4 protein-coding genes are annotated in these 16693 nt (G+C 35.7%); 1 reads left to right on the forward strand and 3 read right to left on the reverse strand.

Annotation, left to right across the window (positions count from 1 at the left end; all coding sequences use genetic code 11):
• Nucleotides 1-34: 34 nt before the first annotated feature.
• Nucleotides 35-12379, reverse strand: coding sequence for an Ig-like domain-containing protein (locus AX016_RS10450; protein ID WP_100895554.1), 12345 nt, complete (start codon nt 12377-12379; stop codon nt 35-37).
• Nucleotides 12380-13143: 764 nt separating this feature from the next.
• Between AX016_RS10450 and AX016_RS10455 the strand changes: the two genes are divergently transcribed.
• The gene (locus AX016_RS10455) at nt 13144-13722 is read left to right on the forward strand and encodes a TetR/AcrR family transcriptional regulator (RefSeq protein ID WP_100895555.1); all 579 of its coding nucleotides are present in this window, start codon (nt 13144-13146) and stop codon (nt 13720-13722) included.
• Nucleotides 13723-13786: 64 nt separating this feature from the next.
• Here AX016_RS10455 and AX016_RS10460 read toward each other — a convergent pair whose 3' ends face one another.
• Nucleotides 13787-15730, reverse strand: a complete 1944-nt coding sequence (locus tag AX016_RS10460) for an OmpA family protein (RefSeq protein ID WP_100895556.1) — start codon at nt 15728-15730, stop codon at nt 13787-13789.
• 13 nt (nt 15731-15743) lie between these two features.
• Nucleotides 15744-16685 (reverse strand): PorP/SprF family type IX secretion system membrane protein, encoded by a 942-nt coding sequence (locus tag AX016_RS10465; protein WP_100895557.1) that lies wholly within the window; start codon nt 16683-16685, stop codon nt 15744-15746.
• Between the last annotated feature and the right edge of the window lie 8 nt (nt 16686-16693).

Here is a 16693-nt window from a genome sequence, read left to right on the forward strand (position 1 = left end):
TTATGATTTATGCGTTTAATGGTTGTGTTTAAAATTACCTGTTTAGATATAAATATCCAGCTTTAGATTTGTTTAGACCGTTATTATTGTAGTTAATAATGTAGTAATAAACTCCAGCCGGTAGTGTTTCGTTTTTCTTCACAACCACTCTACCATTAGAAATACCTTTAAATACATTAGTACCACGATCGTAAGATTTAGTTTCAAAAACAATAACTCCCCATCTGTTATAGATTTGTACAGTATTGTTCGGAAACTGCTCAATATTAATAATTCTAAAGTAACCATCATCTACACCAGGACCAACAAGGTCGTTGTAGATAGAGATATCACAAGCAGCCCCAGCCGGAGGAGTACCACCGATATTATCACAAGGATCAAGAGGGTCAGTTTCATCATCAACTTCTTTACCATCAAGAATTAAATCCCCATCAGAATCAGGATTAAAAGGATCAGTACCTAAATCAGCTTCTTGAGCATTGGTTAATCCGTCCATATCACAATCAGTATCATCAAGAGGAACTCCGTTAATAGAATCACAATCATCAAGCGGATTGGTATTGTCGGTTACTTCTTGTCCGTCTAAAATGGTATCCCCATCAGTATCAGGGTTATTAGGATCAGTACCTAAAGTAACTTCATCACCATCTAAAAGTCCGTCATTATCCGAATCAGGATTAAAAGGATCGGTTCCAATAGCAGCTTCTTGGGAATTAGTTAAACCATCGTTATCACAATCGCTAGTAGGTAGAGGAGTACCACCAATAGAATCACAATCATCTAAAGGATTTGTACCATCTGTAACTTCTTGGCCGTCATTAACACCATCATTATCAGAATCAGGATTATTAGGATCAGTACCTAAAGAAACTTCATCATTATCATTTATTCCATCACCATCAGTATCTACAGATATAGTAACTATACCAGTACTGCTGTTTCCAGCAGGATCAGTTGCAACTATATCAATAATATCTTCATCAGATAATAGAGGTAAGGAACCATTAATTGGCGATTGCGTTTCAGTATCTAAACTCCAGTTTCCACTAGCATCTGTAGTAACAGCATATGTAACATCAAATACATTATCACCATTAGTGTCTAGTTCAATAATAAGGTCTTCATTAGGGTCTCCTTGACCTGTTAAAACAGGAGTAATATCTATTGTACTAAAGCTGTCTACGGTAGGCAATGAATTATCTAAAACAATAGGATCATTATCTGTTGCTGGGTTAAGAGCTACATCCGTAACATCAGCAGTAACAGTAATTGGTCCGTTTGTAAGTCCAGAAATATCTGCATCTGTAGCGGTCCATAGACCTCCAGAAACACTAGCCGTTGTTGTTATAGTATTTATTCCATCACTAAATGTTATAGTAACGGTTTGACCATCCTCGACACCAGTAGTAGTACCCGAAATAGTAACATCATTAGCTTCTTCTTCATTAACAACATCATCAATTTCTATAGGTGTTGTAATATCTATAGTAGGTATTGTATTATCAAGAGTAACAGGATCACTATCCGTTGCCGGATTAAGCGCTACATCGGTCACATCTGCTGTAACGGTAACAGTACCATTGTTCAACATAGAGATGTCTGCATCTGTAGCTGTCCAAGATCCATCAGGGTTTACAGTTGCCGTAGTCGTAACAACAGGATTTGTACCGTCATCAAAAGTTACGGTTACCGTTTGTCCTGCTTCCACATCTGTGGTAGTACCGGAAATAGTAACATCACCATCCTCTGCGGCATTTACAATATCATCAACTTCTATAGGTGTTGTAATATCTATAGTAGGTGTTGTATTATCAAGAGTAACAGGATCATTATCCGTTGCAGGGTTCAGTGCCACATCGGTCACATCTGCTGTAACGGTAATAGTACCATTATTCAACATAGAGATATCTGCATCTGTAGCTGTCCAAGACCCATCAGGATTTACAGTTGCCGTAGTTGTAACAACAGGATTGGTACCGTCATCAAAAGTTACGGTTACCGTTTGTCCCGCTTCCACATCTGTGGTAGTACCGGAAATAGTAACATCACCATCCTCCGCAGCATTTACAATATCATCAACTTCTATAGGTGTAGTGATATCTATTGTCGGTATTGTATTATCAAGAGTAACAGGATCATTATCCGTTGCTGGGTTTAGCGCTACATCTGTTACATCTGCTGTAACGGTAACAGTACCATTGTTCAACATAGAGATATCTGCATCAGTAGCCGTCCACGATCCATCAGGATTTACAGTTGCCGTAGTTGTAACAACAGGATTGGTACCGTCATCAAAAGTTACTGTTACCGTTTGTCCTGCTTCCACATCTGTAGTTGTACCAGAAATAGTAACATCACCATCTTCTGCGGCATTTACAATATCATCGACTTCTATAGGTGTTGTAATATCTATAGTAGGTATTGTATTATCAAGAGTAACAGGATCATTATCCGTTGCTGGGTTTTGCGCTACGTCTGTTACATCTGCTGTAACGGTAATAGTACCATTGTTCAACATAGAGATATCTGCATCTGTAGCAGTCCAAGACCCGTCAGGATTTACAGTTGCCGTAGTTGTAACAACAGAATTGGTACCGTCATCAAAAGTTACGGTTACCGTTTGTCCCGCTTCCACATCTGTGGTAGTACCGGAAATAGTAACGTCACCATCCTCCGCGGCATTTACAATATCATCAACTTCTATAGGTGTAGTGATATCTATAGTAGGTATTGTATTATCAAGAGTAACAGGATCATTATCCGTTGCTGGGTTTAGCGCTACGTCTGTTACATCTGCTGTAACGGTAATTATTCCATTAGTTAAACTTGAAATATCTGTATCAGTAGCGGTCCAAGACCCATCAGGGTTTACAGTTGCAGTAGTCGTAACAACAGGATTGGTACCGTCATCAAAAATTACGGTTACCGTTTGTCCCGCTTCCACATCAGTGGTAGTACCCGAAATAGTAACATCACCATCCTCCGCAGCATTTACAATATCATCAACTTCTATAGGTGTAGTAATATCTACAGTAGGTATTGTGTTATCAAGAGTAACAGGATCATTATCTGATGCCGGATTAAGTGCCACATCGGTCACATCTGCTGTTACGGTAATTGTTCCATTAGTTAAACTTGAGATGTCTGCATCAGCTGCAGTCCAAGCATTACCTGTTACAGTAGCTGTTGTAGTGATGGTATTAGTTCCATCAGAAAAAGTTACGGTAACAGTTTGGTTGTCTTCTACACCAACAGTAGTTCCAGAAATAGTGACATCACCATCTTCAGCTGCATTTACAATATCATCTACTTCTATAGGTGTGGCTATATTTATTAATGGCAATATATTGTCTAAGGTAATTGCTTCATTATCTGTAGCAGGATTAAGAGCTACGTCTGTTACATCTGCCGTAACGGTAATTGGTCCGTTGTTTAAGCCAGATATATCTGCATCTGCTGCTGTCCATACATTACCAGTTACAATAGCCGTGGTAGTCACAGTATTTGATCCGTCAGATAAAGTTACTGTAACTATTTGGTTGTCCTCAACATCCGTAGTTGTACCAGAAATAGTTACGTTTTTATCTTCAGTGGTATTTACAATATCATCTCCTTCAATAGGAGTATCAATATCTATTGTTGGCACTGTATTATCTAAAATAATAGGATCATTATCTGTTGCTGGGTTTAGCGCTATATCGGTAACATCTGCCGTAACATTAATTGGTCCATTAATTAATCCAGAAATATCTGCGTCTGTAGCAGTCCAAGTATTACCAGTAACAGTAGCTGTTGTAGTCACGGTATTTGTACCATCATTAAAAGTTACAGTTACAGTTTGGTTGTCCTCCACACCAGTGGTAGTACCAGAAATAGTAACATCGTTATCTTCTGCTGCATTAACGATATCATCTCCTTCAATAGGAGTTGTAATATCTATAGTTGGCACAGAGTTTTCAAGTATTACAGGATCATTATCTGTTGCAGGGTTTAAAGCTACATCAGTTACATCTGCAGTAACAGTTATTGGTCCATTATCTAACATAGAGATGTCAGCATCAATAGCAGTCCACGTACCACCGTTTACAGAAGCTGTTGTAGTTACAGTGTTACTACCGTCATCAAAAGTTACCGTTACGGTTTGACTGTCTTCTACACCAGTAGTAGTACCGGAAATAGTAACATCGTTATCTTCTGCTGCATTAACAATATCGTCTCCTTCAATAGGAGTTGTAATATCTATAGTAGGTAATGAGTTATCTAATGTAATAGGATCATTATCGGTTGCGGGGTTACCTGCAAGGTCTTCAACATCTGCCGTAACAGTTATTAGTCCGTTAGTTAACCCAGAAATATCTGCATCTATAGCAGTCCAAGAATTACCGGTAACAGTAGCTGTAGTAGTCACTGTATTTGTACCATCACTTAAGGTAACAGTTACCGTTTGGTTGTCCTCCACATCAGTAGTAGTACCAGAAATAGTAACATCGTTATCTTCTGCTGCATTAACAATATCATCTACTTCAATAGGAGTTGTAATATCTATAGTAGGTATTGTATTTTCTAAGGTTATAGGATCATTATCCGTTGCAGGGTTACCGGCTAAATCTGTAACATCTGCTTTAACGGTAATAGTACCATTATTCAACATAGAAATATCTGCATCTGTAGCGGTCCAAGACCCGTCAGGGTTTACAGTTGCCGTAGTTGTAACAACAGGATTAGAACCGTCATCAAAAGTTACGATTACAGTTTGTCCTGCTTCTACATCGGTTGTGACACCTGAAATAGTAACATCACCATCTTCAGCAGCATTTACAATATTATCACCTTCAATAGGTGTAGTAATATCTATAGTTGCGTCTACATCGTGAACAATATCCCTAGTTGCTTGTGTAGCAGCATTACCTGCTAAATCTGACACATTTGCCAATATAGTCTCTAAAGGATCAAGTGCTTGAGCTTCTGCAGCACTGATATCAAATGTCCAATTACCAGAAGATACGGTAGCGGTATAGGTATTACCATTTAAATTAACAGTTACTATTTGACCATCTTCTGCATCTGTTGTTCCAGATATGGTAACAGGAGAATTATCTTCTATTGCATTGACAATATCATCTACTGCAACAACATTGATAGCTATAACTGGGTTGGTAATATCAACAGTTAGTAATGCAATATCTGAGACAGCAGGAGAACATACATATGAAAGTTCTGAAATTATAACTCTATATTGATATCCGTCTTGAGCTACAGTTATTCCAGATAAAGTTAGGGTAGAAGTAGTACTTCCTGTGTAAATATCAGAATTATTTGCATCATCAATATCAGCAAAACCACCACCGGATTGGTCATCTACTTGCCATTGATACACTAGGTTTGTTCCTGTAGCAGTAACAGAAAAAGACTCTGATGTATCTGCATTTGTAATAACATCTTGTGGCTGATCTGCAGTATTGGCTATAGTAGGGGCAACATCAGGTTGCTGAAAGTCATATTGAGAATTACTTGCACTATCTTCATTGTTAGGAACAGTATAACCATCTGTTACATCAGTATCAATTACAACACCGTTAGCATTAACCGTTGTTGGTGCATCTCCAAGTATACCATCACCGTTTGGATCTGAAAAACCAGCTTCAATAACATCAAAACATAAATCACCGTCTGCATCTAATTCTAAAAAGTCAGGAATACTGTCAGGTGTACTTTCAGAATCAGCAAGTGTATAATTAACAGTGCCACTATTTTCTTGTCCGCTGTCTTGTACACTATTTGGAACACCATCTGTACCAACAACACCATTTAAAATTCCGTTTGTGTGTGCTTGGCTGCTCCCTGCTTCAACAGTATCATATATACCATCATTATCAGCATCTAAATCAAAATGATTTGGAACTCCATCTAAATCAGTATCAAAAGCATCAACAATACCATCAGAATTTGTATCGGCACCTAAGTCTAAATCTCTAAAGTTAAGTATTCCGTCTCCATCATCGTCTGCACTAGGGTCAAGTCCACCAGGACTTTCTGCAGTATCTAAAATACCATCGTTATCATCATCTAAATCAATAGAATCTGCTATACCATCCAAGTCATTATCATCTATACCAGCTTCACGATAATCCACTTCTGATGTTGCATTAATAGCTATATTTGGCAGGTCTGAAGCTCCATTATTTTGGTCGTCATTCGTATCAAAAAGAGTACCTGAAGTATCTACATCGTCAAAATCATCTAAAAGACCATCACCGTCAGCATCTAAGTTATTTGAAGCCGAATTAAAACCAGCTTCTTCGGTATCACTAAGGCTATCTTCATCAGAGTCTAGATCCAAATAATCAGGGTTTGCATCTATATCTGTATTTTCAGGTATTAACCCACTTGGGTAATTTGTATCTAATCCGTTTGCGTCAAATGTATTTGAAGGAGCTACATATCCTGTTGTTGGTTGCGCCTCTACATTATCTGGAATACCATCATTATCAGAGTCAATATCTAAATGATCTTCTATACCATCATTGTCACTATCTATCCCTTGGTAAATAGTATATACTGGAGCTGTTCCAGGTCCAGAAGCAGTAGTTGCAGAACCATCAGTATTATTAGAAGACGTAGTGTTTGTTGGAGTGAATAACCCGTTAATATCACAAGTTTGAAATAATACAGAACCTAAATAATTATTAGGAGAAGACGTTAGTAATTCACCACTAAATGTTATATCTAAGTTTGTAGTCTCGTAAAAGTTGAAATATGCAGCAAGTTTAGCACCAAAATCTACTCCTGCCCACGTTTGTGGAGGACCTTGAAAAGTAGCTGTACCTGTAGCTAAATTTTCTGAAACGGTAAGTAATGAGTTGCTATCTATAGCATACAGTCCAGGTCTTGTTAAGGTAACACTTTCTCTTGTGTTGGCACCATCAATATCATAAATAACACCACCAAACCTTATAAGATTAACTTGAAAATTTGTTCCTGTTGCTACTAAACGTACATTAAAAGACATACCTCCTGTAGCACCAGTAGTACCACCAATTGTAAAGTTTGGTTGCCAAGCGTTTTCACTACCAGAAGCATTATCATCAATAGAGACCAAAGTTGCATTATCAATATCTGTAATTCTAACAATAGCATCTAAAACACCCAGAGAAGATGTTACAACGGTAGAAAACCTATATTCAGCACCTAATGTACCCGCTCCGGATCCACCGCCCATATATGTACCTCCATTAAATGAGCCCGCGGGTATACCACAAGCATCACCTTTTGTATCTGTAGGTGTAAACCCTAAAGATTCTACATAATCTAAAATCCCATCGTTATCATCATCAATATCTAAATCATTATCTACGTTATCCCCATCTGTGTCTATAGGGTCTACATGTGTTGTACCATCTCTAAAATCTACTTCACTTGTAAAAGGATCTTGATCATTAGGAAAGTTTGTAACCTGTTGGTTGCTATTTGTAGGTCCGTTAGGGTCAGCAATTCCATTAGTTTCCGTTGTACTATTATCAAAACCATCATCTAAACCATCGTTATCAACATCGTTGTTCGTTGGTAAGGTGTCAGCAGTATTATCTCCGTCTACATCATAAGCTTCTACATAATCTGTTAAACCGTCATTATCTGAATCTAAATCTCTAAAATCTGGAGAGTCTGCACCATCTGAGTTAGCAGGCTGGTTTATAGATATACCAGACCCGGAAGATGTTTCATAATTGTCAGCAAGACCATTACCATCACCATCCGCACTTGGAGGTATATAGTTAGATGTTGACTGCCATTCAATATTATCAATAATACCATCATCATCACTATCCAAATCTAAATAATCTGGATTAGTGCCACCATCTGTATTTTCCGGAATATTTGTAAAACTGCCACCGTTATCGGCATCAAAAGCATCGTCTACACCATCATTATCTGTATCGTTACCCGATAACTGTACCAAACCGGAATCTATTTGCGATTCTACTAAATCTCTAATACCATCATTATCAGAATCAATATCTAAATAGTTAGGACTTCCAGAACCATCACTATCTGCAGGAATATTTATAACTCCGTTGCCATCTATACCTCCGTCTTCAGCGCTATTAGGAATACCATTTGTTCCGGGAGCACTTTCTGCAGTGTCTATAGATCCATTTCCGTCTAGGTCTAAACTTCCGTTTCCAGTTTCAACAACGTCTGGTATACCATCATTATCACTATCTAGATCTAAGTAATTAGGAATACCATCGTTATCAAAATCTGTTGTTCCTTCAATAACATCGGTAATACCATCATTATCATCATCCTCATCTATATTATTAGCTACACCATCTCCATCATTATCTAAATTGTATATTTTAGTTGTAGAGGCAGAACTTGAGTTTCCTGCAGCGTCAGTTGTAGTAATACTACCTTCAATGGTCAAATCTACATCCTCTTGTAATTCAGAACCAGGAACATCAATACTAAAAATTCCTCCAGAATCTACAGTACCAGTGTAGTTTGTTCCGTTTATGGTTAAAGTAACCGTGTCTCCGGTGTTAAAGTCGCCACTTACTGTACCTGTTATAGGTATATTATTTGCAGCTTCGGAAGCAGTGACCAGGTTGTTTGTAGTAACATTGTCTATAACTATTGTTACTACAGGAATTGTATTGTCTAATGTTATTGGATCACTATCTGTAGCAGGGTTTAAAGCTACATCAGTAACATCTGCAGTAACGGTTATTGGTCCGTTTGTTAAAGCAGAAATATCTGCATCTGTAGCTGTCCAAGAATTAGCGCTAACAGTAGCAGTTGTTGTCACAGTATTTGTACCATCAGAAAAAGTTACGGTTACTATTTGGTTGTTTTCTACACCTGTAGTTGTACCAGAAATAGTAACATCATTATCTTCTGATGCATTTACAATATTATCACCTTCTATAGGTGTTGTAATGTCTATTGTAGGTAATGAATTATCAAGTGTAACAGGTTCGTTATCTGTAGCCGGATTTAATGCTACATCGGTAACATCTGCAGTTACGGTAATTGGTCCGTTGTTTAATCCAGATACATCGGCATCTGTTGCTGTCCACACACCACCAGTTACTGTAGCCGTTGTAGTTACAATGTTTGATCCATCAGAAAAAGTTACGGTTACTATTTGATTGTCTTCAACCCCGGTAGTTGTTCCTGACACACTAACATCATTGTCTTCTGATCCACTAACCACATTGTCCCCTTCAATAGGAGTATCAATATCTATAGTAGGTAAAGAATTATCTAAGGTGATAGGTTCATTATCTGTTGCTGGGTTTAGCGCTATATCAATAACATCTGCAATAACAGAAATTGGTCCGTTAGTTAAAGTAGAAATATCTGCATCTGTAGCAGTCCAATTGTTACCAATGACAGTAGCTGTAGTAGTTACTGTATTTGTACCATCACTAAATGTAATAGTTACAGTTTGGTTGTCTTCTACACCCGTAGTTGTACCAGAAATAGTGACATCATTATCTTCAGACGCATTTACCACATTATCCCCTTCAATAGGCGTAGTAATATCTATAGTTGGCACAGAGTTTTCAAGTGTAACAGGATCATTATCTGTTGCTGGGTTTAGGGCTACATCGGTAACATCTGCAGTAACAGTAATTGTACCGTTAGTTAAACCAGAAATATCTGCATCTGTAGCTGTCCAAGAGTTACCCGTAACAGTTGCCGTTGTTGTCACAGTATTTGTACCATCAGAAAAAGTTACTGTAACAATTTGACCGTCTTCTACACCAGTAGTAGTACCGGAGATAGTGACATCACCATCTTCAGCTGCATTCACAATATCATCTCCTTCAATAGGAGTTGTTATGTCTATTGTAGGTAATGAGTTATCTAGTGTAATAGGATCATTATCTGTTGCTGGGTTTAGCGCTACATCGGTAACATCTGCAGTAACAGTAATTGAACCGTTAGTTAAACCAGAAATATCTGCATCTGTAGCAGTCCAATTATTACCCGTAACAGTAGCCGTTGTTGTTACAGTATTTGTACCATCGCTAAAAGTTACAGTTACCGTTTGACCATCTTCTACGCCAGTAGTGGTACCAGAAATGGATACATCATTATCTTCAGATGCATTTACTACATCATCACCCTCAATAGGAGTTGTAATGTCTATTGTTGGCAATGTATTATCTAAAATAACAGGGTCGTTATCTGTAGCAGGATTTCCGGCTATGTCTTCAACATCTGCGGTAACAGTAATTGTACCGTTAGTTAATCCAGAAATATCTGCATCTGTAGCGGTCCAAGTATCACCAGTTACTGTAGCCGTTGTGGTTACAGTATTTGTGCCATCAGAAAAAGTTACTGTAACAATTTGGTTGTCTTCAATACCAGTAGTGGTACCAGAAATAGACACATCATCATCTTCAGATGCATTAACAACATCGTCACCTTCAATAGGAGTAGTAATATCTATTGTAGGAGGTGTTTTATTTCCTTTTAATGTTATAATTAAGTTAGCTATGTCAGAATTAGAACCATCAGATAATCTATATTCAAAAGTTTCAGTAAGAGTTTGTCCTATTAGTAAACCGGATACATTAGGGTTGCTAACATCTGGTGTATATGTATAACTACCGTCACTATTTACTGTAATAGTACCATATGTGCCAGTATAAACTGTATTTACGTTCCCTGCGCTGGCATCAATTTCAATAATCTGTATCATTGGATTATCTCCTTGCCAGTAAATATCAGACACACCCGCTATTTGAGCAGTAGGGTTTGCATCGGTAACATCTGGACCATAATTATATCCTAACCTTAATTGATTTATAGGTTCGTTAAAAAATACATTTACATTACCTGTTGCATCACTTTCAATTGCACTACCTGTGCCATAAAAAGTATTACCAGAAGTATTTACTACACCACCAGTTGTTACAAAAGTAAAGTTAGATGCAGTTCCATCTAATGAACCATTTATAGTTATTTGATCTTGCCAAGTAGTACTTTGAGAATAATCAATATCGGTAACAAGAAAACCTAAATTAAATACTGGTTCATTAAAAGTTATAATTAACTCTGTGTCTCCAGAGGGGTTTGTAGCTGCATCTATTTGGTAAAGCAAGTAACCTGTGTGTCCACCATTAGTACTAGTAGTTAAAACTATCTGGTTGTTAACCGTACCTACAGATGAAGGATCTGTAGATATAAAACTAAGTTGTACTCCTCCAATAGTTTTTGATTTTCCATTAACAGTTTCACCATTGGTAAATTGATTTTCCCAGACTAAAGTAGATAAACCTCTATCTACATAATCAGCTCCATCAACACCTATATCGGTTATTATATTACCAGAGACGTCACTCTCTACTACAACAGTTATTTCATCGGTATTATCTAATGCAATAGGTGCTTCATCAACACCATTAATAGTCACTGTAAGTATACCATAATCAATATAACCATTTGGATCTCTAATAGTGTAAGAAACAATGTCCTGAAGTGCTTCTCCACTTTTTAAACCTGTTACCGATGAGTTAGCTTCATCCACATCATATACATAACTACCGTTTGCTTGTATAGTGACACTACCGTACAATGTGTTATAAACATTACCAACACTGGCAGGATAAACATCAACTTCAGATACAAAAATATTATTTCCATAATCAGGAGTTCCATCGGTCAATACGTTTCCAGTAACAGTTCCTGTAGAGCTAGCACTAATATTATTAATATTATCATATGCTACTGGTTGTGTATATACATTAAAGAAAGTCTGAGAAATACTAGATTGAGCAAAACTATCAGTAACCTGAACATCTATTGTTCTTAAACCATCTGTTTGAGGTTCAGATAAATTACCGTAATAAGTACCAGCTATAAAAGCTTGAAAAGATGCATTAGGTATTGGATTTCCTGAAGACTCTGTAATTAAAAAAGTAGTGCCAGATGTTTGTGTTACTAAAATATTGGTACCTCCAAAGTTAAATACCCTAGAAGGATAAGGGGCAGTACCACCTAAGTAAAATAATATAAATCCACTACCGTCATTAAAAGAAATTAATTCTCCAGTGGGTGTATCGGCAACTCCAGAAACAGATATGGTTGCACTTTGTACAAAACCATTATCAGAAGTCACAGAAGGGCTTATACCTATTGAATATATATTGGATGTTGATGGATCTAGAGTATATGTGTTATTATTGCCGGCCGTAAAAGCATTTAAATCTAATATGGGATTTGCAAAAATTACATTTTCACTTGCATTATCAAGTTTACTCTTATTATAGGATAGTAAATTTATGGGAATACATAGGTAGAGGACGGTTAAAAAAAGTAAACGAGATAAATTTGGTCTTTTTTTAGTTGATGGGAATTTTCTGATCATGTGTTGATTATTTTTTAACTGGGGAAATCTTTAAATAATTGTTAATGATATGTATGTATTTATATTTTTACTTGTATCTACATTTTATATTTTTTTTGTTAATTGATATTTCTTAATTACGTTATAGTAAAATTATTACAATAAATTAAAAATAAAGACTGATTGGTACTTTTCTTTATGTTTGTTATTTAAGTTTTTGTTTAAAATTTTGTTAAATTTTATTTAAGGTTAAATATTTTGAGTATTTGTATATGTGTTGATAGTTAGAAAGATATAATAAGAGGGTTAACTGTAACCAATTAATATATCTTACATATTGTAAATGCGGAGTTTATAACTCTAAAATATAGCTTATTTGTATGATAAAAGCTAGATTTATAATCCGTCTTTTTTGTAAGAAAAAAATAAATAAATGAATTGTTTTTTATTAATTGTAATGATGTAAAATTTAACTTTTTATTTAAAAAAAGGCGTTATGTATTTAATCATTAATTTATAAAAAAATAGTGCGTATTACTCACTTTTGTTGTGTGTTTCTACATATTTGTATGTGAAAGTGCTCTTTTTGTATGTAAAACTTTTTTATGTCTAATACACTTAATAATTAACGTTTGATAATAAATTAATTACTGTAGTCCTCTTTAAACGTTAAAGGAATATTAAAGTGTTGTGTTTTGTATTGTTTTGTTAACGTTCGTTCATATATTTGAATCTTGTTTTTTTATGAAAACAGACCTCAATCAAAATAGTATCAAACTAACTTTATGAAAAGAATAACAAAAAAGGAATTATTTTTTGAAAAGACACTTAAGCTAATAAGTGAAAAAGGATTTAAGGCAACTACAATGCGTGATATTGCGCACGAGTTAAATTTTGAAGTTGCTAATGTTTACAATTACATAGATTCTAAAGAAGCTTTATTAGAAGATTATATATTTAGTACGTTAGAGGAATTTGTGGTGTATTTGGACAATATTATGAATTCTTCTTATTCTCCAGTTGAAAAACTAAAGTTTGTTATTTCTAAACATGTACAATACACGCTTAATAAGCCTTATGAGGTTTCTCTTTTTGTGTATGAGTGGCGTAGTTTAAAAGATGAAAAGTTAGAAGACTTTAAGGTAAAAAGATCAGGTTATATTAGTACTGTTAGTAATATAATTGAAGAAGGTATTGCTGAAGGTTCCTTACGTAAAATGGACAGTGAGTTTTCAACGTTTATGGTAATTTCATCAATGCGATGGTTGTTTAGTATGATAACCAATGATGATATAAAAGTAAACCCAATAGAGATAGAGAAGCAGTTAACAGATTTTATATTTAAAGGGATAGAGAATAAATAAACACTTATAGTTTATTATAAAAAAAGAGGAAGCTTTAGCTTCCTCTTTTTGTTTGTTTTATGTTTTAGTTTTTAATTACAATAAACTCAGATCTTCTATTTTGTTGGTGTTGTTCTTCTGAGCATTTGCTATTAGAATCGCAGTTGTTAGTTAGTTGAGATTCCCCAAAACCTTTGCCTGACACACGCTCAGGCGCAATACCATTGTCTAATAAATACTTTACCGTTTCTTTTGCTCTTCTGTTAGATAATGCTTGGTTGTAAGCAGTAGTAGCTCTAGCATCAGTATGTGATCTAACTTCAATAACCACCTCTGGATATTCTTTAAGATATGCAAATACTTGTTGCATTGTAATTTGCCCATCAATCCTAATAAACGATTTATCAAGGTCAAAATAAATAGGGTCTAATTTTAAGTACTTAGTTAAATCTGTACCAATAGGGGCAGCCCTTTTAATAGGATTTAATTTTACAATAACAGGATCAATTTCTTTATTACGTTCTATAGCAAAAGAGGTAGTTCCGTTTTCAAACTCTATTTTTTGTCCCAGTAGGGTATAGGTATCCTCCCAGCAAATATCATCAATTGTAAAATTTCCTTTTTTATCAGTTTTAGTTTCAAAAACCAAAGTGTTTTCTTTGTCTTTTACTTGCACAGCAGCGTCTGCAATACTAGCACCTGTTTTAAGATTAACAGCAGTACCTGTAATTGTATTGTAGCAATTAAGGTTTAGTTCTTTTGTTTGAACAAAGCTATAAATATCATCATACCCTTTACCACCATCACGGTTAGAAGCAAAGAATCCTTTTAGAGAATCTTCATCAAAAATAAAAGAGAAATCATCTTGTTTACTGTTTACAGGTTTACCAATGTTTAAGATGTAAGAATCGTTAAAATTATCAGTAATTTGTGTAGCAAAAATATCTAACCCACCAAGTCCAGGGTGCCCATCAGAGGCAAAATATAATATATTGTTTTTAGAAACAAACGGAAAAGTTTCTCTAGATTCTGTGTTAATTTTATTGCCAAGATTTAGAGGAGCACTAAAGGTTCCATCAGCAATAATATCTACCACATACAAATCAGACATTCCACGCGTACCAGGCATATCCGAAGCAAAATATAATTTAGTTTCATCTGGCGATAGGGCAGGGTGTGCTACAGAATACTCATCACTATTAAAAGGTAGTTCTGTAATTTTTTTCCATTGGTCACCAACTTTTGTAGCTCTGTATAATTTAAGTCTACTAACGCCATCTTTATCGCGGGCAAACCTTCCGTTATCAGAGTTGTTTCTGGTAAAATACATGGTATTACCATCTTTAGTAAAAACAGCCGAAGACTCGTGTGTTTTTTTATTTAGTTTACGGTCTAATTTATCTGCATTAAAAGGAGTTCCTTCTTCATTAATTTGTGCAGCATACAGGTTTAAAAAGGGTTGGTTGTTCCACTGGTGAATAGAATTACGCACAGTACCAGTATCTCTAGCTGAAGAGAATACTAGTTTATCATTATAATAAGCCGGAGAGAACTCAGATACACTAGAGTTTATCTCTAGGTTTTTTAGATTGTAACGCCCAGAGTTTTTTTCAATTACTTGTAAATAATTGGTGTTATTTTCAAACAAGGTAGCTCTAGAATCGTACTGTTTAATTTGATCAAACTTACGCATCCAAGTATCAGATTTTTGATATTCACCAATAGACTTTAGTGATAATGCATATTTGTATACCTCTTCAGGATCTACGTTCGCATCTTGAAGATTTACTAGTTTTTCATACCATTTAGCAGCATTCTCATACCTAGCATTAAGGTAATTAGAGTTAGCAAGTTTTCTGTAAATAGTTTCAGAGCTGTATCCAAGATCAATTAACCTTTGGTATACATCAATAGCCTCCGCATATTGGTAGCTTTCAAACTTATCATCTGCTCTTTGTTGTTTTTTAGACTGTGCATTAGTGAGTGCACAACAAAACAAAAAGGCAAGTGTTATGTATTTAAATTTCATTTGTTTTGTTTTTTTAGAAGAATCTAGGGGTAATTACTTTTTTGTATCTAGACTTAAGTTCGTATCTTAAAAATACCTCAAAAGACCCATCATTAAAAGAAGTGTTTCCAAGATCAGTAGTTTCTTTATCGTATGCTAGTCCAAGCATAAGTTGTTCGCTAAGCTGAAACCCAACAAGAGCACTTAAAGCAGCATCCCAACGGTAAGCCGCTCCAAAGCTAAACTTATCTCTAAGTAAAAAAGTAGCAGATAAATCTGCTTGTAAAGGCGCCCCTTTAACAGCTTTAATAAGCGCTGCTGGTTTAAGTTTTAAGTCTCTATTTAGCTCAAACACATAACCCGTAATTAAATACCAGTTCATACGTTCAACAGCGACAAAAGAGCTGTTTTGTCCACCAGAATTATCAAAATGTTCAGTTTCTAAAAAGTTAGGTACAGATAACCCTGCATAGAATTTATTGGTATGATAGTAAATACCTGCTCCAAAATTGGGAGAGAATTTTTTATCAATATCATTATATCCAGTAGGAGTAGACTCTTGTCTGTAGTTTGCAAGTTTAGAAAAGTCAAGGTTTAAAAAATGTCCACCCGCTTTAAGTCCAAAAGATAGTTTGCCTAGATCCCCAGTGGGAACAGTGTATGAGAAGGCAGCATCTACATAAGTATCTTGATTTGTACCATTCCCAATTTCATCGTGTACAACCGATAGTCCAAGTCCGACTCTTCTAGAAACAGGAGTGTTAAAGTTAAGGGTTTGTGTTGTGGGCGCACCGTCTAGTCCTACCCATTGCGATCTATGCAGGGCAGCAATACTAAATACGCCTCTAGACCCTGCATAAGCAGGGTTAATGGCAATAGTATTATACATATATTGAGTGTATTGAGCATCTTGTTGTGCAGAAGAGTTTTGCACAGCAAGAAAAACTAAAACAATACTAACTAATAATTTTCTCATAATTTATG

The sequence above is a fragment of the Cellulophaga sp. RHA19 genome, assembly GCF_002813425.1.
Taxonomy (GTDB): Bacteria; Bacteroidota; Bacteroidia; order Flavobacteriales; family Flavobacteriaceae; genus Cellulophaga.